Annotated in this window: 21 protein-coding genes and 1 pseudogene; 7 read left to right on the forward strand and 15 right to left on the reverse strand. The window is 62.5% G+C overall.

The window, feature by feature from the left end:
* From KBY08_RS21725 to KBY08_RS21750, 6 genes are all read left to right on the forward strand, one after another.
* Nucleotides 1-909 carry an ABC transporter permease gene (locus KBY08_RS21725; RefSeq protein ID WP_024652363.1) on the forward strand — a complete coding sequence of 303 codons (909 nt, stop codon included), beginning with the start codon at nt 1-3 and terminating at the stop codon, nt 907-909.
* A 16-nt stretch (nt 910-925) separates the two neighbouring features.
* Nucleotides 926-1,927 carry an ABC transporter ATP-binding protein gene (locus KBY08_RS21730; protein ID WP_111522613.1) on the forward strand — a complete coding sequence of 334 codons (1,002 nt, stop codon included), beginning with the start codon at nt 926-928 and terminating at the stop codon, nt 1,925-1,927.
* A complete protein-coding gene (locus KBY08_RS21735) occupies nt 1,924-2,946 on the forward strand; it encodes an ABC transporter ATP-binding protein (protein WP_010434796.1) in 1,023 nt (340 codons plus the stop codon). Before KBY08_RS21730 ends, KBY08_RS21735 begins: the two co-directional genes overlap by 4 nt.
* Complete coding sequence (locus tag KBY08_RS21740) at nt 2,943-4,370, forward strand: M20 family metallopeptidase (protein ID WP_060408972.1); 1,428 nt, start codon at nt 2,943-2,945, stop codon at nt 4,368-4,370. The genes KBY08_RS21735 and KBY08_RS21740 overlap by 4 nt, the downstream gene beginning before the upstream one ends.
* The gene (locus KBY08_RS21745) at nt 4,367-5,518 is read left to right on the forward strand and encodes a M20 family metallopeptidase (RefSeq protein WP_060408971.1); all 1,152 of its coding nucleotides are present in this window, start codon (nt 4,367-4,369) and stop codon (nt 5,516-5,518) included. The genes KBY08_RS21740 and KBY08_RS21745 overlap by 4 nt, the downstream gene beginning before the upstream one ends.
* Nucleotides 5,519-5,636: 118 nt before the next feature.
* Nucleotides 5,637-7,160, forward strand: coding sequence for an amidase (locus KBY08_RS21750; RefSeq protein WP_111522612.1), 1,524 nt, complete (start codon nt 5,637-5,639; stop codon nt 7,158-7,160).
* Nucleotides 7,161-7,169: 9 nt separating this feature from the next.
* Here KBY08_RS21750 and phnP read toward each other — a convergent pair whose 3' ends face one another.
* From phnP to KBY08_RS26915, 15 genes and pseudogenes are all read right to left on the reverse strand, one after another.
* On the reverse strand, nt 7,170-7,922 hold the full coding sequence (gene phnP, locus KBY08_RS21755) for a phosphonate metabolism protein PhnP (protein ID WP_024642918.1): 753 nt from the start codon (nt 7,920-7,922) through the stop codon (nt 7,170-7,172).
* Nucleotides 7,913-8,479, reverse strand: coding sequence for a phosphonate metabolism protein/1,5-bisphosphokinase (PRPP-forming) PhnN (gene phnN, locus KBY08_RS21760; RefSeq protein WP_003403600.1), 567 nt, complete (start codon nt 8,477-8,479; stop codon nt 7,913-7,915). Before phnN ends, phnP begins: the two co-directional genes overlap by 10 nt.
* The gene (locus KBY08_RS21765) at nt 8,479-9,624 is read right to left on the reverse strand and encodes an alpha-D-ribose 1-methylphosphonate 5-triphosphate diphosphatase (protein WP_111522611.1); all 1,146 of its coding nucleotides are present in this window, start codon (nt 9,622-9,624) and stop codon (nt 8,479-8,481) included. Before KBY08_RS21765 ends, phnN begins: the two co-directional genes overlap by 1 nt.
* Nucleotides 9,618-10,334, reverse strand: coding sequence for a phosphonate C-P lyase system protein PhnL (gene phnL, locus KBY08_RS21770; protein WP_111522610.1), 717 nt, complete (start codon nt 10,332-10,334; stop codon nt 9,618-9,620). Before phnL ends, KBY08_RS21765 begins: the two co-directional genes overlap by 7 nt.
* A 41-nt stretch (nt 10,335-10,375) precedes the next feature.
* A complete protein-coding gene (gene phnK / locus KBY08_RS21775) occupies nt 10,376-11,197 on the reverse strand; it encodes a phosphonate C-P lyase system protein PhnK (RefSeq protein WP_003403603.1) in 822 nt (273 codons plus the stop codon).
* Nucleotides 11,194-12,066, reverse strand: coding sequence for an alpha-D-ribose 1-methylphosphonate 5-phosphate C-P-lyase PhnJ (locus KBY08_RS21780; RefSeq protein ID WP_170855885.1), 873 nt, complete (start codon nt 12,064-12,066; stop codon nt 11,194-11,196). Before KBY08_RS21780 ends, phnK begins: the two co-directional genes overlap by 4 nt.
* A gap of 11 nt (nt 12,067-12,077) precedes the next feature.
* Nucleotides 12,078-13,157: a carbon-phosphorus lyase complex subunit PhnI gene (locus KBY08_RS21785; protein ID WP_024638435.1), complete on the reverse strand. Its 1,080-nt coding sequence runs from the start codon at nt 13,155-13,157 to the stop codon at nt 12,078-12,080.
* Entirely contained in the window at nt 13,157-13,753 is a 597-nt protein-coding gene (phnH, locus tag KBY08_RS21790; RefSeq protein WP_057457582.1) for a phosphonate C-P lyase system protein PhnH, read from the reverse strand. The genes KBY08_RS21785 and phnH overlap by 1 nt, the downstream gene beginning before the upstream one ends.
* A complete protein-coding gene (gene phnG / locus KBY08_RS21795; protein WP_004418042.1) occupies nt 13,753-14,217 on the reverse strand; it encodes a phosphonate C-P lyase system protein PhnG in 465 nt (154 codons plus the stop codon). The genes phnH and phnG overlap by 1 nt, the downstream gene beginning before the upstream one ends.
* 14 nt (nt 14,218-14,231) lie before the next feature.
* Complete coding sequence (phnF, locus tag KBY08_RS21800) at nt 14,232-14,951, reverse strand: phosphonate metabolism transcriptional regulator PhnF (RefSeq protein ID WP_111522609.1); 720 nt, start codon at nt 14,949-14,951, stop codon at nt 14,232-14,234.
* Nucleotides 14,952-14,987: 36 nt separating this feature from the next.
* Nucleotides 14,988-15,776 (reverse strand): phosphonate ABC transporter, permease protein PhnE, encoded by a 789-nt coding sequence (phnE, locus tag KBY08_RS21805; protein WP_003403611.1) that lies wholly within the window; start codon nt 15,774-15,776, stop codon nt 14,988-14,990.
* Between the two features lie 28 nt (nt 15,777-15,804).
* Nucleotides 15,805-16,815, reverse strand: coding sequence for a phosphonate ABC transporter substrate-binding protein (gene phnD, locus KBY08_RS21810; RefSeq protein ID WP_003403613.1), 1,011 nt, complete (start codon nt 16,813-16,815; stop codon nt 15,805-15,807).
* A 44-nt stretch (nt 16,816-16,859) separates the two neighbouring features.
* Nucleotides 16,860-17,693 carry a phosphonate ABC transporter ATP-binding protein gene (gene phnC, locus KBY08_RS21815; RefSeq protein ID WP_104653194.1) on the reverse strand — a complete coding sequence of 278 codons (834 nt, stop codon included), beginning with the start codon at nt 17,691-17,693 and terminating at the stop codon, nt 16,860-16,862.
* 227 nt (nt 17,694-17,920) lie between these two features.
* Nucleotides 17,921-18,685: a methyl-accepting chemotaxis protein gene (locus KBY08_RS26910; protein ID WP_370661143.1), complete on the reverse strand. Its 765-nt coding sequence runs from the start codon at nt 18,683-18,685 to the stop codon at nt 17,921-17,923.
* A 93-nt stretch (nt 18,686-18,778) separates the two neighbouring features.
* Nucleotides 18,779-19,810 (reverse strand): annotated as a pseudogene (locus KBY08_RS26915) (cache domain-containing protein); the annotation flags it as partial.
* Between the two features lie 333 nt (nt 19,811-20,143).
* On the opposite strand from KBY08_RS26915, the gene KBY08_RS21825 reads away from it, so the two are divergent.
* Entirely contained in the window at nt 20,144-20,971 is an 828-nt protein-coding gene (locus KBY08_RS21825; RefSeq protein ID WP_024638442.1) for an HDOD domain-containing protein, read from the forward strand.
* Nucleotides 20,972-21,068: the final 97 nt, after the last annotated feature.

Here is a 21,068-nt window from a genome sequence, read left to right on the forward strand (position 1 = left end):
ATGAGCACAACCACCTCATCGCCGCTGCTGATCAACGATTACCAGCCTCCGGCGCGCAGCGTCTGGCGCACGTTACGCAGCAGCTTTGCGCATCGCGGCTTCGCCATCGGCGCGGTACTGCTGCTGATCATCCTGCTTGGCGCGCTGTTCGCGCCCTGGCTGGCCCCCTACGACCCTTATGCGCAGGACGTGATGCTGCGCATGAAACCGCCGGTGTGGATGGCCAACGGCACCTGGGACTACGTGCTGGGCACCGACAAACTGGGCCGCGATTACCTGTCGCGCCTGCTCTACGGCGCACGCATCTCGTTGTTCATCGGCTTCTCGGCCGCGCTGATCTCCGGGATCATCGGCACCATCATGGGCCTGTTGGCCGGCTACTTTGGCGGCAAGACCGATGCGCTGATCAGCTACCTGATCACCACCCGCCTGGCGATGCCGGTGGTGATGATCGCGCTGGCCTCGGCATCCTTGATCGGTGGCTCGCTGAAAGTGGTGATCGTGTTGCTTGGCTGCCTGCTCTGGGACCGCTTTGCCGTGGTGGTCCGCGCTGCCGTGCAGCAGATTCGCGACGCTGAATACGTCGCCTCGGCCCAGGCATTGGGCTGTTCGACGCTGCGCATTCTGGCCAGTGAAATCCTGCCCAATCTGGTCGGTGCACTGATCGTCGTCGCTACGCTGGAAATGGCTCACGCGATCCTCCTCGAATCTGCCCTGTCGTTTCTCGGGGTCGGCGTGCAGCCGCCCATTCCTTCATGGGGGCTGATGATCGCCGAGGGCAAACCGTACATGTTCTTTTCCCCTTGGGTCATCGCCATCCCCGGCGTCGCCCTGATGGTGCTGGTGCTGGGCATCAACCTGGTCGGTGACGGCCTGCGCGACCTGATCCTGCCCGACGGGCGCAACTGACAGAGGAGATACGCACATGGCGCTGTTACATGTTGAAAACCTGCGTGTCGAGATTCCTCTCGGGCAAGACACGCTTCACGCAGTGCGCGGCCTGGACTTTCAGGTCGAGCGCGGCGAAATGCTGTGCATCGTCGGCGAGTCCGGCTGCGGCAAATCCCTGACTTCGCTGGCGCTCATGGACCTGCTGCCGCGCAAGGCCCGGCGTACCGCAACGACACTGAGCCTGGACGGCATCGACATGCTGAGCCAGAGCGAGCGGCAGATGTGCGACCTGCGCGGCAACCGTCTGGCGATGATCTTTCAGGAGCCCATGACCTCGCTGAACCCGGCCTACAGCATTGGCGATCAGCTCAGCGAAGTGCTCACCCGACATCGCAAGGTGTCGCGCAAGGAGGCCCTGCAGCGCGCCGCGCAAATGCTCGAGAAAGTCGGGATCAGCAACGCCGGCGAGCGCTTGCGCCAGTATCCGCACCAATTGTCCGGCGGCCTGCGCCAGCGGGTGATCATCGCCATGGCCCTGATGTGCGAACCGGACGTGATCATCGCCGACGAACCGACCACTGCGCTGGACGTGACCATTCAGGCGCAGATCCTGCGCCTGATCCGCGACATTCAGAAGGAGCTGGGTCTGGCCGTGATCTTCATCACCCACGACCTGGGGCTGGTGGCACGTATCGCCGACCGGGTCGCGGTGATGTACGCCGGACAGATCGTCGAGACCGCCCCGGCCATCGAGTTGTTCGAGAACCCGCAACACCCCTATACCCGCGGCTTGCTGGCGAGCATTCCGATCCCCGGACGCACTCAGCCGGGCCAGCCGCTGGGGTCGATTCCAGGGCTGGTGCCCAGTCTGGTGGGCGAGCAACACGGCTGCGCATTTCGCAATCGCTGCCCGCAGGCGATCCCGGCCTGCGCCGACGACGTCCCGCCGATCAATAGCCACAACCACATGACTCGCTGCCTGTTTGCCGCAGCGGGCGCCGAAACTGTGTTTCACCGTGAGGGCGTACCGTCATGAATACCGCCGTGAAACAGATTCCGACTGCCAGCGTCAAGAAAGACATCGCGCTGGAACTGTGCGATATACGCCGCGAATTCAGCATCAGTCGTGGTTTTTTCAAACCCGATGCCACGCTCAAAGCCGTCGATGGTGTGTCGTTGCGCCTGATGCGCGGCGAAACACTCGGGCTGGTCGGCGAATCGGGTTGCGGTAAAAGTACCCTGGCGAAGATGCTGCTGGGGCTGCTTGCGCCCAGCAGCGGCGACGTACTGGTCAACGGCAAGCACCTCGCCGGCACCGACCGCAAGGAGATGGCGCGGCGCATTCAGCCGATCTTTCAGGACCCCTACTCGTCACTCAACCCGCGCAAGACCCTGCGCGAGATCGTCACGCTGCCGCTGATCGTGCATGGCATCGGCACCCCGGCAGAACGTCGCCAGCGCGCCGAAGCGATGATGGACGTGGTCGGCTTGCCCAAGCGTGTGATCGACAGTTACCCGAGCCAGCTTTCCGGTGGTCAGCGTCAGCGTGTGGCGATTGCCCGGGCGCTGGTGATGCGTCCGGATGTGTTGATCTGCGACGAGCCGACTTCGGCGCTGGACGTTTCGGTGCAGGCGCAGATCCTCAATCTGTTGCAGGACCTCAAGCAGGAGTTCGGCCTGACTTACCTGCTGATCAGCCACAACCTGGCCGTTATCGAACATCTGGCCGACCGCGTGGCGGTCATGTACCTGGGGCGGATCGTTGAAGAGCGCAGCCGCGAATCCTTGTTCGCCCGGCCCGGCCATCCCTACACCCAGGCGTTACTGGACTCGGTGCTGACCCCGGACCCGCACCTGGGCATTCCCGATCTGGGTTTGCACGGGACCTTTCCCAATCCCATGTCGCCGCCGTCCGGCTGCGCCTTTCATCCGCGCTGTCCGGCATGCATGCCGGTGTGCAAGGAAAAAGCCCCGGCCATTGGCCGCATGGAAGGCGGAACCGTTCGCTGCCACCTGCACGACACCTCGAAACCTCTGGAGCAGATGCCCTCATGAGTAGCCGTTCGCACGCCATCGAAAACGTCACTGAACAGTTCGACAACGGCGCGTTTTTCGCCCTGCTCGGCAAAAGCGTTGCCTACCCGACCCAGAGCCAGGAGGCCGAGAGCCTGCCCGAGCTGTATCGTTATCTTCATGAGTTCATCACCCCGCATGTCGAGCGTCTGGGTTTCAGCGTTACCGTGCATGACAACCCGGTCGCCGGGCGTGGCCCGCTGATGATCGCCACGCGCATCGAAGCCGCTGAACTGCCGACGCTGCTCAGTTACGGCCACGGCGACGTGGTTCGCGGCTATGACGCACAGTGGCAGACCGGCCTGTCGCCATGGCAGGTGATTGAACGTGGCGAGCGCTGGTACGGGCGCGGCACCGCCGACAACAAGGGCCAGCATCTGATCAACCTGACGGCACTGGAGCAGACCCTCAAGGCTCGCGATGGCAAGCTGGGCTTCAACGTCAAACTGCTTCTGGAAATGGGCGAAGAAGATGGCTCTCCCGGCCTGAGCGCGTTCTGCCAGGCCCATTCTGAAGAACTCGCCGCCGACATCTTTATCGCCTCCGATGGCCCGCGCCTGGCGGCGGCACGCCCTACCCTGTTTCTCGGCTCGCGCGGGGTGTTCAACTTCGAGCTGACGGTGAACCTGCGCGAAGGCGCGCACCATTCCGGAAACTGGGGCGGCCTGCTGGCTAACCCGGGCATCATTCTGGCCAATGCCATCGCCAGCATGGTCGATGAGCATGGTCGGGTGAAAGTTGCAGGGCTGATGCCCAAAGCCATCCCTGACGCAGTGAAGGCCGCGTTGGCGGATATCGAGGTCGGCGGCGGCCCCGGCGACCCGGACATCGACGCCGACTGGGGCAACCCGGCGCTGTCGCTCAGCGAAAAAGTCTTCGGCTGGAACACCCTCGACGTGCTCGCTTTCAAGACCGGCAACCCGGACGCCCCGGTACACGCCATTCCCGGCAAGGCTCACGCGTTGTGTCACATTCGCTTTGTGGTCGACAGCGATTACAACGCCTTCATCCCCGCGGTGCGCGCGCACCTGGATGCCCATGGCTTCGATCGTGTCGAGGTCAGGCAGACGCGTATGGACGTGATGCACGCCACGCGCCTGTCGCCGGACAGCCCGTGGGTCGGCTGGGCGCTGGATTCGCTGGCCGCCACCACTGGCAAGAAACCCGCACTGCTGCCGAATCTGGGCGGTTCGCTGCCCAATGACGTGTTCGCTGAAGTGCTGGGCCTGCCGACGGTCTGGGTGCCACACTCATACCCGGCGTGCTCGCAGCATGCACCTGACGAGCACTTGCTGGCTACGGTGGTCAAGGAGAGCCTGCAAATCATGGCCGGACTGTTCTGGGACCTGGGCACGGACGGCGCACGACTGACCCGGGAACAACGGGCACAGGAGCTGAGTGAATGAATGAAGCACAACTGCACGCCACTGCGTGGCTGGCTGAGCAATATGAGGCGATGGAAGCGCTGCTGCAGCGCCTGGTCGATACCGATTCCAACAGTTATGACAAGGTCGGCGTCGACGCAGTCGGTGGCCTGCTCTGCGCGCAATTGCAGGCTGACGGAATCAGCGTCCAGCGTATCCCGGTCGAGGGTTTCGGCGATGTGCTGCTAGCTGAACTGCCCGGTGGACCCGGCAAGCCGGTGCTGTTGCTTGGGCACCGCGACACGGTGTTTCCGAAAGGCACCACGTCCACCCGCGGCTATACCAGGGACGCCGAGCTGGCCTACGGCCCTGGCGTGGCCGACATGAAAGGCGGACTGGTGCTCAACTGCTTTGCGCTGAAGGCGTTGAAGCGCGCAGGCCCGCTGCCGTTCCCGGTGCAGATTCTGTATACCGGCGACGAGGAAATCGGCTCCGCCAGCGCTCGCAATCACATCGAACACTACGCCCGCCAGGCGCGCGCGGTGCTCAACCCCGAGCCGGGACGCGCCAGTGGCAATGTGGTCAGCGCGCGCAAAGGCGGTGCCACGCTGATCATCGAAGTCAGCGGCCGCGCGGCGCATTCAGGGGTCAATCATGCCGACGGCGCCAGCGCCATTCAGGCGCTGGCGCACAAGATAATCAAGTTGCATGCGTTGACTGATTACGCGGCGGGCATCACCACCAATGTCGGGCTGATCTCCGGCGGTACCTCCAGCAATACGGTAGCGCCCAGCGCCACGGCGAAGCTCGACGTGCGTTTTGTCGAGCTTCGCCAATGGGCGGAAATACTTGCAGCCGTGCAGGCTATCGTCGCCGAAGAGGAACTGTCCGGCACGTCGGCCAGACTGCTGGAAGCCACCACCTTCCTGCCGATGGAAGCCCGGCACAGTACCGAGTTGCTGAGTATTTATCAGGGCCTCGCGCAGGAGCTGGGTTTTAGCGTTGAGGGCGAATTCACCGGAGGCTGCGCCGACTCGGGCTTCACCGCCAGCCTGGGGATCCCGACCCTGTGCGGCCTTGGCCCGGTGGGCGGCAAGGTCCACACCGACCGCGAGTACCTGGAACTGAACACCTTGGTGCCCAGAGGCCAGGCACTGGTCGCGACGATTCTGGCGCTGGGGGACGTGTGACGCAGAGCGTCACGAACTGCATTCCCACGCGGAGCGTGCGGAACGATGAACATTCAGGCCAGTATCGTACCCATACTCCGCACACAGCGTTATACCTAAGTCCAGCGAGGAACACTCCATGCAAAACTCGTCCGAGCTGCTCGGTAAATCCGCCACCGAACTGCGTGCGCTGATCGGCAACAAACAGCTCTCTCCGGTGGAGTTGCTGGACGCCTGTATCGAGCGGATTGAAAGCCTGAACCCGAAGATCAATGCCTTCGCCGCAACCTGTTTCGAGCGCGCCCGCGACGAGGCACTGCTGGCCGAACAGGACGTTATGCAAGGCAAGCCGCTGGGGCTGCTGCATGGCCTGCCAATCGGCATCAAGGACCTGGAAGAAACCGCCGGGGTCCTCACCACCTACGGCTCGCAACTGTTTCGCGACAACATTCCCGCGCAGGACAACCTGTTCGTCGCGCGCCTGCGTGCGGCCGGGGCAATAATGGTCGGCAAGACCAATGTTCCGGAGCTGGGCGCAGGCGCCAATACCCGCAATGTGGTGTGGGGCGCGACCGGTAACCCGTTCAATCCCGAGCTGAATGCCGGCGGTTCCTCGGGCGGATCAGCCGCCGCACTGGCCGTGGACATGGTGCCGTTGTGCAGCGGCTCGGACACCGGCGGTTCGCTGCGCATTCCCGCGGCGCTGTGCGGTATCGTCGGCCTGCGTCCTTCGCCCGGGCTGGTGCCGAGTGAGCGCAAAAAGCTCGGCTGGACACCGATTTCAGTCGTAGGCCCCATGGGCCGCAATGTTGCCGATACCCTGCTGCAATTGCGCGCCAGCGCCGGGCTGGGGCAGTCCGACCCGTTGAGTTATGCCATCGCCGCTGACGAGTTCGCACCGCGCCCGATCGACCTCAGCCAGCTGCGCGTCGGCTACAGCGAAGACTTCGGCGCCTGTGCTGTGGATGACAGGGTCCGTGCCGTCTTTCGGGAAAAGATCAGCGCCCTGAAATCGCTGTTCAAGTCCTGCGAAGCCATCGACCTTAACCTGACCAGCGCCCATCGCACATTCGACGTCCTGCGTGCCGAAGCCTTCGTCGCCGGGCTGCAGGACGCTCACGACCGCGATCCTGACGCACTGGGACCTAACACCCGCGCCAATTTCGACATGGGTGCCGCGATGTCGCTGCAGGACTGCGTCAAGGCGCATGGCGAGCAAAGCCGGATTTTTCGCGGCTTCCAGAAACAATTCGAGCACTACGACCTGATCCTCGCGCCCACCACGCCAGTCTCGCCCTTCCCCTGGAGCGAGCTGTACCTGCGCGAAGTCAATGGCGTGCCGCTGGACAATTACTATCGCTGGCTGGCGCTGTGCTACACCATCACCCTGACCACCAACCCGGCGCTGTCCCTGCCCTGCGGCACCGACCACAACGGCATGCCGTTCGGGCTGCAGGTGATCGGCGGATTTCGTGGCGATGCGAAACTGCTGGCCTGCGCTGCAGCGATCGAGCAGGCAACACTGAATGATCCACGCCTGTCACGTCCGCGTCCCGACCTGCAGAAACTGCTGGCCTCGGCGGTCGACCTGACCCACATCGTCACGCATCCGCCGATTTATGGCGGGTCGAGAACGGGCAAGCCGGAGATCGGGGCGATGTGAAGACGTCGCTCAGACCACCGTCATACCATCCCGCCCCACCACTACATTGCCCGGCAACTGTTTGGAGTGCCTCATCAACCACGCATCCAGCGTATGGCCGACGTGCGTCAGCACCGCCCTGCCCGGTCGCAGCCACTCGATGGTTTGCAGCGCCAGGGTCAGGTCGTTGTGATTACGCGGCGGCTGAGGCTGTGGAGGCATCGAGCAGTCGAGCACCAGCAGATCCAGCGGTGCACGTTGTAGATACTCGCGGGTGTCGTCGGGCAGGCCGACGGTGTCGGTCAGGTAGGCAAAACGTTGCCCGTCACCTTCGAACAGGTAGCCGAACGTAGGCTTTGAGTGCGTCAGTGGCAGCGCTGTGACCTGCAACGCGCCCAGTGCACGGCGTTCGAAGGCCGCGAATGGCTGGCTGAAATCCAGAATGCCAGGGTGCTTGTAGAGGTCGGCCAGGCCTTCCGGATCCGCCGGGCCGTGCACCGGAATCACCAGCCCCTGGCCCCAGCGCAGGTGCAACAGCCCCTGCGCATGGTCGGCGTGGTAATGCGTCTGCAGAATCCCGCTCAGGCTGCGCGGCGGGAAACGCTCGGTGAGGTCGGTCAGGCCACTGTCGATCAACCAGCGCTGGTCGGCGCACTCGATCAGCGCGCTGCACGGCAAGCGGCGCAGATCATGATTGGTCCGCGCGGCAGCACACGCCACACACTGACAACCGTAGACCGGCACCTGCCGGGCGTCACCGGTGCCCAACAGGGTCAGGCGCATGCGTGACGCTTGTCGAGCAGGCCGAGCAGCGTGGCAACGGTGTGTTGCAGGTCAGCGGAATTATCCAGCGGGAAGACCTGCGGGTTGCTCGCCAGCAAATCTCCGGCAAAGCGCGAGTTGCGCGCAAGGCGCTCCTCGATTTCCGCGAGGCTTTCCCGGTTGCGTGCCAGCAGGCGCTTGCGCAACACCTCCTGATTGACCGTCAGCAACACCGCCAGCAGCGTGGGATAGCGCGCCTGCGCCTTTTGCAGATGCGCCCGGGAGCCGTTGATCAGGACGTCATGGCCTTCCAGCAGCCACTGATCGATCTCGACGGGAATGCCGTAGTGCAGACCATTGGCCTGCCAGCTCAGGGCGAACGCGCCTCGCTCGCGCATCTGCTCGAACTGCTCGACAGTCACCGCCTGCGCCGCCTCGCCCACCGCTTCGGCGGAACGGGTGATGACCCGCCGAACGATCCGGCAATCACGTTGCGCCAGGGTATCCCGGGCCGCGTCCAGCAGGCTGTCCTTGCCTGATCCGGACGGCCCGATGAGATAGATCAACCTGCCAACCATCAAAACACCCTCTTGCCTTGTCGCCAGACCTTGTCGATAACCGGCAGGCCGGCATGATCACGTGCCTGGATCAGATCTGCGCGCAGCCCGACACGTATTTCACCACGATCCGCCAACCCGGCAGCCACGGCCGGCGTGTGGCTGACCATGTTGATCGCCTGCGGCAGGTCACATGCGTTGTCCTGAGCGGCGAGCATGAATGCAGCCTGCAACAGGCTGGCCGGGTAGTAATCGCTGGACAGAATATCCAGCAGCCCGTCCGTGGCCAGCGATGCTGCCGCCACGTTACCGGAGTGCGAGCCGCCGCGCACGATGTTCGGTGCGCCCATCAACACGCTCATGCCCAGTTGCCGACAGCTACGGGCCGCTTCGAGCGTGGTCGGGAACTCGGCGATGTTCATGCCGAAACCCGCCGACTCCTCGACATGCGCCATGGTTGCATCGTCGTGACTGGCAATCGACAGGCCGCGCGCCAGGCACAGTTCGACGATCGCACGCCGGTAACGGTCGGCGTACTCGTTGGAGTTGGCCACCTGTTCAACGATGAAACGGTCCATTTCCTCGTTGTTCATGTGGTACTTGCCCATGTAGTACTCGCGGTACTTGGACTCCAGGGCAAACTGACGCTGGCCGGGCGCGTGGTCCATCACCGAGACCAGTTGCACCAGTGGCTGGTCCACCAGATCGCGAAACACGCTCAAGGTATCCGGGTGGCTGACCTCGCAGCGCAGGTGCAGCAGGTGCTCGGCACGAGTCAGGCCTGCCGCGTTGGCGTCGGCAATCGCCTGCAGCATGGCGGGCAATTGTTGCATGCGCTTGCCTTTGGGGTTGATGTCGCCGATCGACAGCGCGTCGAACACCGTGGTGATGCCCGCTGCGACGATTTGCGCATCGTGGCTGATCACCGCGGACATCGACGGCCAATCAACGCCCGGACGCGGCGACAGGTGCTTTTCGAGGTTGTCGGTGTGCAATTCCACCAACCCCGGCAGCAGGTAATCGCCCTGCATGTCCTGAGCCTGACTCAACTGGCTGCATCCACTCTCGACCTCGGCAATCAGGCCGTCACGGACCACCACAGTGCCGGTGAATACCTGCTCGGCCGTCACCACGCGGGCGTTACTGAAAACCTGTTCGTTCAGCATTGCAGCAACTCCTTGGCGGTGAGGTCCACCGGGGTCATGTCGAGTTGACGATTGGCGACTGCCTCGCGGGCATCGCGGTCATGGAAAATACCGATCAGGGCGGCACCGGCCCGTTTGGCCTCGTCGACCAGCTCCAGCACCACCCGGCGGTTGGCGTCGTCCAGCGACGCAGTCGGTTCGTCGAGCAACAGCACCGGCCATGGCACCATGAATGCGCGCGCGATGTTGATGCGCTGCTGTTCGCCACCGGAAAACGTACTGGGCGCCAGCGGCCACAAACGCTGCGGAATGTTCAGCCGCCCCAGCAGCAGTTGCGCGCGCTCCTGCGCCTGCTCACGGGACCAGCCGCGCGCCAGGGCCGGTTCCATGACCACGTCCAGGCTGGACACACGCGGGATCACGCGCAGGAACTGGCTGACGTAGCCGAGCGTCTTGCGTCGCACCTCAAGCACCTGGCGCGGGGTTGCGCCCACAAGCTCGGTCCACTCGCTTTCATGCTGCACGCGAATGCTGCCGGCGGCAGGCAGGTAATTGCCGTACAGGGTGCGCAGCAGCGTGCTTTTGCCCGCGCCGGACTGCCCGCTGAGCACCAGGCACTCGCCAGCGCGCACCGAGAAATTCAGACCGCGCAGCACATTGAGGACTACACCGTTGTGCTGATGCAGGGTGAAGGTTTTCGACAGGTCACGGACCTCGATCAAGGTTGTCATCGGGCTCACCTCTTCTGTACAGGCTGTTCGGACAGTGCGGCTCATGGCTGCAATACCGAGGACACCAGCAGTTGCGAATACGGGTGTTGCGGGTCATCGAGAATCTGGTCGGTCAGGCCGCTTTCGACCACCTCCGAGCGACGCATGACCATCAGCCGGTCAGCCAGCAGCCGCGCGACTGCCAGATCGTGAGTAACGATGACCACGGCCAGATCCAGTTCGCGCACCAGCCCGCGCAACAGATCGAGCAAGCGGGCCTGCACCGATACGTCGAGCCCGCCGGTGGGTTCGTCCATGAACACCAGTCTGGGGCTGGAGACCAGATTGCGGGCGATTTGCAGGCGCTGCTGCATGCCGCCGGAAAAGGTCCGCGGCAGGTCGTCGATGCGCTGCGGATCGATCTCCACCTGGGTCAGCCAGTCCAGCGCGGCACCCCGCAATTGCTGATAATTGCGTACCCCCTGCGCCATCAGACGCTCGCCGATATTGGCGCCGGCCGACACGCCCATACGCAGGCCATCGCGCGGATTCTGTTCGACAAAGCCCCATTCGGTGCGCAGCAAGGTGCGCCGCTGCGCCTCACTGGCGCTGTACAGGTCGAACCAGTCGCCCTCCTTGCTGCGATAGTCGATGCTGCCGCGGTCCGGCGGGCAACGTCCGCTCAACAGCGAGAGCAGCGTGGATTTCCCCGAGCCGGACTCGCCAACGATGCCCAGCACTTCGCCGGGGTACAGATCGAAACTGACGTCCTGACAGCCCTTCTGCACACCGTACAGACGGGTCAGGCCGCGTACCTTGAGCAGCGGCTGCACAGCCTCGGGAAGGCGCTCGCCCGCCGGGTCCAGTGAACGTGCACTGATCATCGGTCGTTCTCCTGCTGTTTGACGCGCTGGGCGCAGTAATCGGTGTCGGAACAGACAAAGCTCTGCGTCCCGGCATCGTCGAGAATCAGCTCGTCGAGAAAGGAATCATGGCTGCCGCAGATCGCACAGCACTGCTCCCAGCGCTGCACCTCGAACGGGTGATCTTCAAAGTCCAGGCTCACCACCTGCGTATACGGCGGCACGGCGTACAGACGCTTTTCGCGCCCCGCGCCGAACAGCATCAGTGCCGGGCTCATGTGCAGCTTGGGGTTATCGAATTTGGGAATCGGCGACGGGTCCATCACATAGCGTTCATCGACCATCACTGGATAAGCGTAACTGGTGGCGATATGGCCGAAAGTGGCGATGTCCTCGTAGAGTTTGACGTGCATGACGCCGTAATCATCCAGCGCGTGCATGGTCCGGGTCTCGGTTTCCGAGGGCTCGATGAAACGCAGCGGTTCGGGAATCGGCACCTGATAGACCATGATCTGATCGGCGTGCAGCGGTGTTTCCGGGATCCGGTGACGGGTCTGGATGACCGTCGCCTCAGGCGTGCGCTCGGTGGTGGCGATGCCGGCCGTGCGGGCAAAGAAACGCCTGATCGAGACCGCGTTGGTGGTGTCGTCAGCGCCCTGGTCGATGACCTTGAGCACATCATCGGCGCCCAGAATCGCGGCGGTCAGTTGCATCCCGCCGGTGCCCCAGCCATACGGCAGCGGCATTTCGCGGCCGCCGAACGGCACCTGATAACCGGGGATCGCCACCGCCTTGAGCAAGGCGCGGCGAATCATGCGTTTGGTCTGCTCGTCCAGATAAGCGAAGTTGTAGGCCTCGTCCCGTGCAGGCCTTTGCTGTGCGGTGTTCATCGGTGCATGAGTCATTGGTCGCTCCCCGGTTTCGGTGCAGACGTGCGCAGCTTGCGAATCAGCTCCAGTTCGGACTGAAAGTCCACGTAATGCGGCAGCTTGAGGTGCGAGACGAAACCCGCCGCTTCAACGTTGTCGCAGTGCGCCAGGACGAACTCTTCCTGCTGGGCTGGTGAGACGATCTCTTCATTGAATTCCTCGGCGCGCAGCGAACGGTCCACCAGTGCCATGCCCATCGCCTTGCGCTCCGCGTTGCCGAACGCCAGACCGTAACCGCGGGTAAACTGCGCGGGTTCGCTGGCCGAGCCGACGAACTGATTGACCATCTCGCATTCGGTGACTTCGATGTCGCCAATCACGATCGGGAAGCCCAGTTCTTCAGGTTCTATCCAGACTTCCACCTCACCGATACGGATTTCCCCGGCGAACGGGTGATTGCGGCCATAACCGCGCTGGGTCGAATAACCCAGCGCCAGCAGAAACCCCTCATCGCCACGCGCCAGTGCCTGCAGGCGCTGGGCACGAGTGGCGGGATACTCCAGGGGCTCGCGGGTGATGTCCGCTACGCGCTCGCCATCGTCGACTTCGGGCTTCATCAGCCCTTCTTTGGCCAGCAACCCGAGCACTCGCGGACAGGGCTCCAGCGTGGCGTGCGGGGTGACTTCCGGGCCCGGGTGCTCACCTTCGGCCAGCAAGGTGAAATCCAGCAAACGGTGGGTGTAGTCGAAGGTCGGCCCCAGCAATTGACCGCCGGGGAGGTCCTTGAACGTGGCCGACAGGCGGCGGTTGAGCTGCATGTCCGAGGTGTCGATGGGCAGGCTGGCGCAGAAGCGCGTCAGCGTGGTGCGGTAGGCGCGCAGCAGGAAGATCGCTTCAATCAGATCGCCCGCCGACTGCTTGATCGCCAGTGCAGCCAGTTGCGGGTCGTACAGCGACCCTTCGCTCATGACCCGTGCTACCGCCAGCGGCAGTTGCTGACGGATCTGCTCGACGTCGAGTTCAGCGATGCCGGTGTCGCCACGACGCCTGCTGGCCAGCAGGCGGTGAGCGTTATCGATGGCCTGTTCGCCACCCTTGACCGCGACGTACATCAGGCACACTCCTGCACGCGAGTGCTGCGTGGCAAGCCGAGCAGTCGATTGCCCGAGACAAAGAACACATCCAGCCCGCAAGGGAAGACATTGCGGGCTTCACGTGCGGCCCAGAAACCTTGATCCAGCGGCAGGGCCACCGAATGGTGTCGCTCGATGCCCGGACCGCTCCAGGCAAGCATCCGCCCGCCTTCCAGGTCAGGCAGCTGGATCAGCAAGGTGCAGGACTGATCCGGGTAGCGGTCATTGCCGGTATCGAAATCGTGCAGTTGCAGGGCCGTCGCCGCACCGAGCAACGCGAAGCGCGCTGCGTGCCGCTCAGTGACAATCGGGCTGCCGCAATGAAAGGCAATGTTCGCGCGAATCGCCGGGGTATCGAATGCCGGTGCCAGCCACACTGGCGTGTCCAGGTCCAGCAACGCCAGGCACAAGGCGTGGGTTGCACTGTCCAGGCCCTGCAAGGCCGGCGGCTGATGCGCGGTAGGCAAGGTCTGGATCACGCCCGGCCCGGACAACGCCTTTAGGGCGACACGAAAACTGCGCTGGGCATCCAGTACCGGATCGGTGAAGGCAGGTTGCAAAAGGACGGCATTCATCAGTCTTCTCCTCGGACCAGGGTAAAGAATTCGACTTTGGTGGCAGCAGCCTCGGCGTCCTTGCGCGCCCGACGCTCGGCTTGCGCACGCGCCAGGGGCTCGATCAGCTCGGACAGCCACCAGGCCTGCTGCGCGCCTTGCAAATGTGCGTCGGCCAGCGCCGCCAGTTCGGCGTGGCGCTTGTCGCGTCCAGCCAGATAGCTGTAGCCGGTGCGCCCATCGGCCAGACGCACCACACAGCGCGTCACGCTCATTTCGCCGAGGTTGAAAGCTGAACCGGTGCCGCCCATACGGCCGCGCACTAGGGTCATGCCGATTTCCGGGGCGCGGATCATCTGGTAATCGGTGTCGCGTAGCGCCGCTTCGTGGCGGTTCAACTGCTCGCGGCTCGGCTGATCGGCATGAGCGCGGGCCAGTACGCCCATCCAGTGCTGACGCGCCGTTGTTTCGGGAGTTGCTTGCATGGAACACCTCGGTGTCAGGTCGTCTTGAAAGGAGTCGCCACTTGATACTGGAAGCGATCGGCGCGGCTGACCGAGCGGGAAAGCTCCACCGGCTGCCCCGCCGGGTCACAGGAAACCGTCAGTACGGTCAGCGCCGGCATGTGTCGGGGCATCAGCAACCACGCGGCCTCTTCGCGGGACGGCAGGCGTGCGCCGATCAGGCTCTGCGCACGGCTCAACGGCAACTCGCGCTCAGCCAGGTACTGGCGCACCGAGCCGCCGCGGTAATCGGCCAGCAAATCGCTGTAACGGGCGCTGTAGCGGTGGAAGATCAGGCTGACCGCCTGGCCGTCCAGTTTGCGCAGTGTCTGCAGTTCGATCAGCGGCGCGTGCTCGTCCACTCCCAGATGCTGGGCATCTTCACGGCTGGCCTGACATTCCTGACGACGCAGCAGGATCGCTTCCACGCCCAGGCCCTGCGCCGACCAGGATTTGCTATAGGCGCTATCAGCCTGCATCGGATAAATCAGCGGACGCTCCAGCACTTGAGTGCCTTTGCCCTGACGTCGCAACACGCTGCCCTCACGCACCAGTTCATCGACCGCGCGGCGAATGGTGTGGCGGTTGACGCTGAAGCGCTCGGCCAGCTGAAATTCGGCGGGCAGGAAATCGCCGGGCTGATAGGTGGTCAGCTCTTCACGCAAAATGTTGGCGAGCTCGCGGTACATCGGACTATCTTGTCTAGACAACTGCATGATTAAAAAAAGTGTTCATTGAACACCCCTCTTCTGTCAGATGAATTGCTTGCGCAGGCGCTGCGACATGATGTCGATGACGCTTACCACAACGATGATCACCAGCAGCACGGCGCTGGTCTGGACGAACGCAAAAGCGCGAATGTTTTCCCAGAGAATAACCCCGATGCCGCCTGCGCCGACCATTCCTACCACGGTTGCCGAGCGCACATTGGATTCGAACCGGTATAGAGCATAGGAGATCCACAGCGGCATGACCTGCGGAATGACCCCGTAGATGACTTCCTGCAAGGCGCTGGCACCGGTGGCCCGCACGCCTTCGACCGGTCCGGGCTCGATGGCTTCGACAGCTTCGGCGAACAGTTTGGCGAGGACCCCGGTGGTGCTGATCCACAGCGCCAGCACCCCGGCGAACGGCCCCAGACCGACGGCGACCACGAACAGCATCGCAAAGACCATCTCGTTGATCGAACGAAAAGCGTCCATGCAGCGCCGCAGCGGCAGATGAATCCACCACGGCGTGATGTTCTCGGCGCACAGAATGCCCAGCGGTATGGAGCAGACAATCGCCAGCGCCGTGCCCCACAGAGCGATCTGGATAGTCACCAGCATTTCCTTGAGGTAACTGCGCCACTCACGGAAGTCTGGGGGAAAGAAATCGGCGGCGAATGTGGCCATGTTCGACGAGTCGCGAACCAGTGCCATCGGGTTCATTTCTGCGCCGTGCCAGGCCCAGGCCAGTGCAGCGAGCAACAGGCCCCAGCCCAGATAACGGGACCAGTTGGGTTTGCCCGCAACCTGGGTATAGGCAACGTGAGTGGTCATGACGAACTCCTGATCGTGAACGGCGGGCTCAACCTGCGGAGCTGCCTGCGGTTTTCTGGTTCAGCTCGGTGATGCGCTCCTGCAACTTGCTCAGGCTGGCATCGATATCCTTGAGACGGGCGGCTTTCTCCTGCTCATCCAGCGTGGTGCTGGCCACCACTTCGGTGCGCTGCTTGAACAGTTCGAGCTGGCGAATGGGCAACAACTGGTCATCGCTGGACTTGAGAAACTTGCCCATCTGCATGTTCTTCAGGACGGTTTTCTCTTCATCGGTATCGCCGTAACTGGTGAAGAACTCACGAATCCTGGCCTTGTCCTGGTCCGACAGGGCCTTGCTCCAGACAATCGGGTCGGCCGGGATCAGCGGCGATTTCCAGATCACCTTGAGTTGCTCGACCTTGTCGGGCTGGGTCACGGCCAGGCGATCCCAGCTTTCGGTGTTGAAGGTCGCAACGTCCAGCTGCCCCTTGGCAACACTGAGGGCGTTGACTTCATGACTGGAGTTCAAGGTGCGCTTGAAGGCGGTGGACGCATCGACGTGGTTTTTCGCAAACACGTAATAACCTGGCACCAGATAGCCCGAAGTGGAGTTCGGGTCACCGTTGCCGAAGGTCAGGCTCCTGGCGTTCTTGAGCATGTCTTCGACGCTATTGATCGGGCTGTCCTTGCGCACGATCAGCAGGCTCCAGTAGCCCGCGTCACCGTTGGCGGCAGAGGTCTGGGCAAAGATCTCGCCGTTGGAGCGGTCCACCGCTTCCATCGCCGCCTTGTTGCCCAGCCAGGCCACGTCCACCTTGTTGAAGCGCATGCCCTGAATCAGGCCGGCGTAGTCCGAGGCGAAGGTGGCATTGACCTTCAGACCGGTCTTGCGGCTCATGTCATCGAGAAACGGCTGCCAGATACTTTTCAGGTTTTGCGAAGACTCGGTGGACATGACGCCGAAATTGATGGTTTTTTCTTCTGCGGCCTGGACCGTGCCCAACGCGCAGGCAGTCAGCAAGGCGGCAGAGGCGAGAAGACGACCGATACGCTTGAACATGCAGGCTCTCCGGAAAATGTCAGGTGGTGGATGTCGAAAGGACGTCAGACTTTGGCCAGCGTCAGGCGGGCTTTTTGCCGCACGCGCCAGCTTCGTTCGGTGATCATCAGACTCGCGTCCGCGTCTGCACCGTAGAGGTCGTTGAGGAACTGTTTGCTGAGGTCATGCGCCTGTCCATCAAAATGGATGCGCCCTGACTTGAGGGCCACCGCACGCGGGCAATAGCGCACGGCATAATCGACCTGATGCAGGGTCACCACGACCGTCTTGCCGTCGCGGCGGTTGATGTCGGCGAGGATTTCCATGACACGGCGGGCCGATTCCGGGTCCAGCGAGGCAATCGGTTCGTCGGCGAGGATCACTTCGGCGCGCTGGGTCAAGGCACGGGCTATCGCCACCCGCTGCTGCTGGCCGCCGGACAGGGTCGAAGCCCGTTGCGCGGCAAGATCTGCCAGCCCTACCCGCTCCAGCGCGGCCATTGCGCGCTGCTTTTCTTCGTTATTGAACAGCGCCAGACTGCCGCGCCAGCGCGGCATGCGCCCCAGGCAACCGAGCAGGACGTTGTCCAGCACGCTTAGGCGATTGACCAGATTGAATTGCTGGAAGATATAGCCGATATCGGCGCGCAAACGTCGCACCTGGCTGTTCAGGCGACCGGAGGACTGAACCTCGCGCCCCAGCACCTGAACCTGACCGCCATTGCTGCGATCGCAGCACGCCAGGCCGGCGAGATGCCGGAGCAGCGTTGACTTGCCCGAACCGGAAGCGCCAATCAGCGCGACCATCTCACCGGGTTGTATAGACAACGCAAGGTCAATGAGCGCGCTTTTGTGGGAAAAGGTCTTGTTCAGGCCCTGTACATGAATGGCTTCGTTCATGAGGCTTCTCGGTCTGTGCACGACCCGGGACAGGTCGCATTCGGTTGTCAACCAAACTGAACCTGTGTTGTTGCAGCCTCATGAAGCTCGAATGACGGGGTCATAACAGTTTGTCGCAGATGTTGTTGCGATGCGCACATGGTTAGCGATGCAGGGCGTCGGGATGCGATTCCAGACGCTCTGTCTGCGCCGCCCGGGTATGAGCAGCGGCGCAGAAAGTGGCCGGATCAGATCCGGAAGCTGCCTACCAGTTGCTGCAGGCGGGCAGCCTGCTCTTCCAGCGAGTTGCAGGCTTCCAGGGTCTGGCGCAGGTTGTCGACACCCAGCTGGTTGAGGGTGTTGATGTGAGTGATGTCGACATTGATCGACTCGACCACCGAGGTCTGTTCCTCGGTTGCCGCCGCGACCGACTGGTTCATGCCGTTGATCTCTTCGATGCGGCGGGTCACGCTGCCCAGACGCTCGCCGGCCAGGTTGGCGATGCCGACGCTGTCCTCGCTCTGACGCTGGCTCTCGGTCATGTTGGTCACTGCGTCGCGAGCGCCGACCTGCAGCTCTTCGATCATGGTCTGCACTTGCTGGGCAGAATCCTGAGTGCGATGCGCCAGGTTGCGTACTTCGTCGGCCACTACCGCGAACCCGCGCCCTGCTTCACCGGCACGCGCTGCCTCGATGGCTGCGTTGAGCGCCAGCAGGTTGGTCTGCTGGGAAATGCTGGTGATCACCTCGAGAATCTGCCCGATGTTGGCAGTCTTGCCATTCAGGCTTTCGATGTTCACGCACGACTCGCTGATCTTCCCGGACAGCTCGTTCATCGCCTTGATGGTCTGCTGCACGACGTTCTGGCCGTCGCTGGCCAGGCCGCTCGCATCACTCGACTGCTGCGAGGTGCGTGCCGCATTCTGGGCGATTTCCTGGGCTGCTGCGCCCAGTTCGTTGATCGCCGCCGCCACGCTTTCGGTACGGTTGGCCTGCTGGTCGGAGTTACCCATCGAGGCGTTGGAGACCTTGACCACCCGGGTGGCAACCTCGCCCAATTGCGCGGCAGTCGAGGCCACTTCACGGATCGAGGTGTGAATACGCTCGACGAAACGGTTGAACGACTCGGCCAGTTCGCCGAACTCATCCTGCGAGGTGATTGCCAGACGCTTGGTCAGATCGCCCTCGCCGTCAGCGATGTCACGCATCGCCCGACCCATCTGATGCAGGGGTTGCATCAACACGCGAATCAACAGGCCCAGCAGCAGGATGATCACCACCACCACAACCACCATCGCCGTGATTGCCGAGGAACGGAACTCGGTCAACATGGCATAGGCGGAATCCTGCTCGAGCACCAGTGCCACGTACCAGTTGGCCGTCGAAACACCTTGAACGGGCGTGAAGGAAATGATCTCCGGCTTTTTACCGGAGTCGATTTCAGTCACGCCGGTGGTAATTTTCGGAGTATTGGTCGGGTAGGCTTCACTGATGTTCTTGAGCACCAGTTTGCTGTCCGGATGCACCAGAATCTTGCCGTCGGCACTGACCAGGAATGCATAGCCATGGCCATCGAAGTTCAGCGAGTTGATGATCTTGGTGACGTTGTCCAGAGCGATATCAGCACCGGCCACGCCCACGAACTGATTCTGAAACTTGACCGGTGTGGCCATGGTCATGACCAGCTTGCCAGAGGATGCCGCGATGTAGGGTTCGGTCACAATGGTGCCCGGCGCATTCTGTGCCGCCTTGTACCAGCCACGCGCACGCGGATCGTAGTCAGCCGGGCGATTGGCCGACGGCACCGAGAACATCACGCCTTCGGTGCTGCCAAAGTAGCTCAGTTGAAAGCTTTCGCTGTAGGCAGGCAGACCGATGGCGCGCTGCAGCTGGGGCAGTTCCTTGCCATCCACGGCGATTTGCTGCGACATCGATTGCAGCAATTGCATGCGGCTTTCCAGCCAGGTCTGAATGTTTTGTGTGGTGAGCGTACCCAGTTGTTGCAACTCGGACTTGACGCTGGATTTGAGCGACTGACGTTGTCGATAGTCATTGACGACAATGAACACACTGAACGCCACGACCACAATCAATGCGGCGGCGAGAAGGATCTTTTTGCTGAAACCCAGACTTTTCATAGCGGTTACTTCCACGGCAAAAAACCAATAAGGACGATCTCTGGATCGCCAATCAAACTTCACAACAGTGCCGTCTATTTCACGTTACAACCCACAGGCCGTTCAGCAACCGGAGCCGATACACCTGCCGCGGCGTCAATCACCAGGCAGGTCCGAGTATCGAAACCTTACAGAGACGCTTGTATCGCCATATCGGCGCGATCCACGAGTCCTTGATTATTTTTTTCATCGTGTGTCGAGACATCCCTCCCACAATTGACACTCAAGCGTGCAGAACAGGAAAAACTGGCTATGGTTGAAATCATCCCCCGCCCTGCACAGGATGGCCTCGCCATGCCAAGTATCGAGCAACTTTTTGACGGTTTGCACAGCCTCCCGAGTATTCCCAAAGTGGCTCAGGACTTGATGCTGCAATTTGACAATCCCTCTTCGAACCTGGAAAGCATCGCCCGCAACATCGAGAAGGACCCGGTGATTGCCGCCAAGGTACTGCGCCTGGCCAACTCGGCACGCTTTCGCGGCTCGAGGGAATCCTCAAGTATCGAAGACGCGGCCATGCGCCTGGGTTTCAATACGCTGCGTACGCTGGTCATGGCCTCGGCAGTGACCGGTGCATTCAAGGCCGGGCCGAGTTTTGATCTCAAGGGGTTCTGGCTCAAAAGCTTTCAGGTGGCAGGAATCTGCCGGATGCTGGCGAAACAGACCGGCGTCGACCCTGAAATCGCCTTTACCTGCGGGGTCATGCATAACATCGGTGAGTTACTGATCCAGACTGGCGCACCCGATGTTGCCGAGCGTCTGAACAACGCCGCCAAAGCCGGAACGCCAGGGCGTGCGGCCAGCGAAACCCTGCAACTGGGTTTCAGCTACCCGGAGGTCGGTGCAGAACTGGCCAGTCGCTGGCATCTGCCCAAGGTCATTCAACAGGCTATCGCCTATCAGGCAACGCCGATGAAAGCACCGGCTGACGCATCGCTGCCGAGGATCGTCGCCCAGGCCATCACCATTTCGGATGCCCTGGAAGCTCACGGCGGCGCGACACCTCAGGCGCAGCAGGCGTCAGGCGGGCCGCTGATGGAAGGCATCGATCTGGACGCGCTGTTTGCCGGGCTGCCGGCGGTGCTGGAAGCCGACAAGGCATTTTCCGAATTGTTGAGCTGAGCCACCGGCAACTCTAGAGGCTGAACCGCGCAAGCGGGCATGGCGTCAGGCGGTCGATTGCAGCGGCCGCACAGCGCGTTTATCTGTATATCCATAC

The organism is Pseudomonas sp. P135, from assembly GCF_020312125.1.
GTDB lineage: Bacteria > Pseudomonadota > Gammaproteobacteria > Pseudomonadales > Pseudomonadaceae > Aquipseudomonas > Aquipseudomonas fragariae.

What these genes read in the sequence shown, in the direction of transcription:
- KBY08_RS21735 (WP_010434796.1), top strand. Translation starts at nt 1,924, where the DNA reads ATGAATACCGCCGTGAAACAGATTCCGACTGCCAGCGTCAAGAAAGAC.
- phnH (WP_057457582.1), bottom strand. Translation starts at nt 13,753, where the DNA reads ATGAATGCCGTCCTTTTGCAACCTGCCTTCACCGATCCGGTACTGGAT.
- KBY08_RS21725 (WP_024652363.1), top strand. Translation starts at nt 1, where the DNA reads ATGAGCACAACCACCTCATCGCCGCTGCTGATCAACGATTACCAGCCT.
- phnN (WP_003403600.1), bottom strand. Translation starts at nt 8,479, where the DNA reads ATGGTTGGCAGGTTGATCTATCTCATCGGGCCGTCCGGATCAGGCAAG.
- KBY08_RS21780 (WP_170855885.1), bottom strand. Translation starts at nt 12,066, where the DNA reads ATGAACACCGCACAGCAAAGGCCTGCACGGGACGAGGCCTACAACTTC.
- KBY08_RS21745 (WP_060408971.1), top strand. Translation starts at nt 4,367, where the DNA reads ATGAATGAAGCACAACTGCACGCCACTGCGTGGCTGGCTGAGCAATAT.
- phnE (WP_003403611.1), bottom strand. Translation starts at nt 15,776, where the DNA reads ATGACCACTCACGTTGCCTATACCCAGGTTGCGGGCAAACCCAACTGG.
- phnF (WP_111522609.1), bottom strand. Translation starts at nt 14,951, where the DNA reads ATGCAGTTGTCTAGACAAGATAGTCCGATGTACCGCGAGCTCGCCAAC.
- KBY08_RS21750 (WP_111522612.1), top strand. Translation starts at nt 5,637, where the DNA reads ATGCAAAACTCGTCCGAGCTGCTCGGTAAATCCGCCACCGAACTGCGT.
- KBY08_RS26910 (WP_370661143.1), bottom strand. Translation starts at nt 18,685, where the DNA reads ATGGGTAACTCCGACCAGCAGGCCAACCGTACCGAAAGCGTGGCGGCG.
- phnP (WP_024642918.1), bottom strand. Translation starts at nt 7,922, where the DNA reads ATGCGCCTGACCCTGTTGGGCACCGGTGACGCCCGGCAGGTGCCGGTC.
- phnD (WP_003403613.1), bottom strand. Translation starts at nt 16,815, where the DNA reads ATGTTCAAGCGTATCGGTCGTCTTCTCGCCTCTGCCGCCTTGCTGACT.
- phnC (WP_104653194.1), bottom strand. Translation starts at nt 17,693, where the DNA reads ATGAACGAAGCCATTCATGTACAGGGCCTGAACAAGACCTTTTCCCAC.
- phnK (WP_003403603.1), bottom strand. Translation starts at nt 11,197, where the DNA reads ATGATCAGTGCACGTTCACTGGACCCGGCGGGCGAGCGCCTTCCCGAG.
- phnG (WP_004418042.1), bottom strand. Translation starts at nt 14,217, where the DNA reads ATGCAAGCAACTCCCGAAACAACGGCGCGTCAGCACTGGATGGGCGTA.
- KBY08_RS21825 (WP_024638442.1), top strand. Translation starts at nt 20,144, where the DNA reads ATGCCAAGTATCGAGCAACTTTTTGACGGTTTGCACAGCCTCCCGAGT.
- phnL (WP_111522610.1), bottom strand. Translation starts at nt 10,334, where the DNA reads ATGACAACCTTGATCGAGGTCCGTGACCTGTCGAAAACCTTCACCCTG.
- KBY08_RS21730 (WP_111522613.1), top strand. Translation starts at nt 926, where the DNA reads ATGGCGCTGTTACATGTTGAAAACCTGCGTGTCGAGATTCCTCTCGGG.
- KBY08_RS21785 (WP_024638435.1), bottom strand. Translation starts at nt 13,157, where the DNA reads ATGTACGTCGCGGTCAAGGGTGGCGAACAGGCCATCGATAACGCTCAC.
- KBY08_RS21765 (WP_111522611.1), bottom strand. Translation starts at nt 9,624, where the DNA reads ATGCTGAACGAACAGGTTTTCAGTAACGCCCGCGTGGTGACGGCCGAG.
- KBY08_RS21740 (WP_060408972.1), top strand. Translation starts at nt 2,943, where the DNA reads ATGAGTAGCCGTTCGCACGCCATCGAAAACGTCACTGAACAGTTCGAC.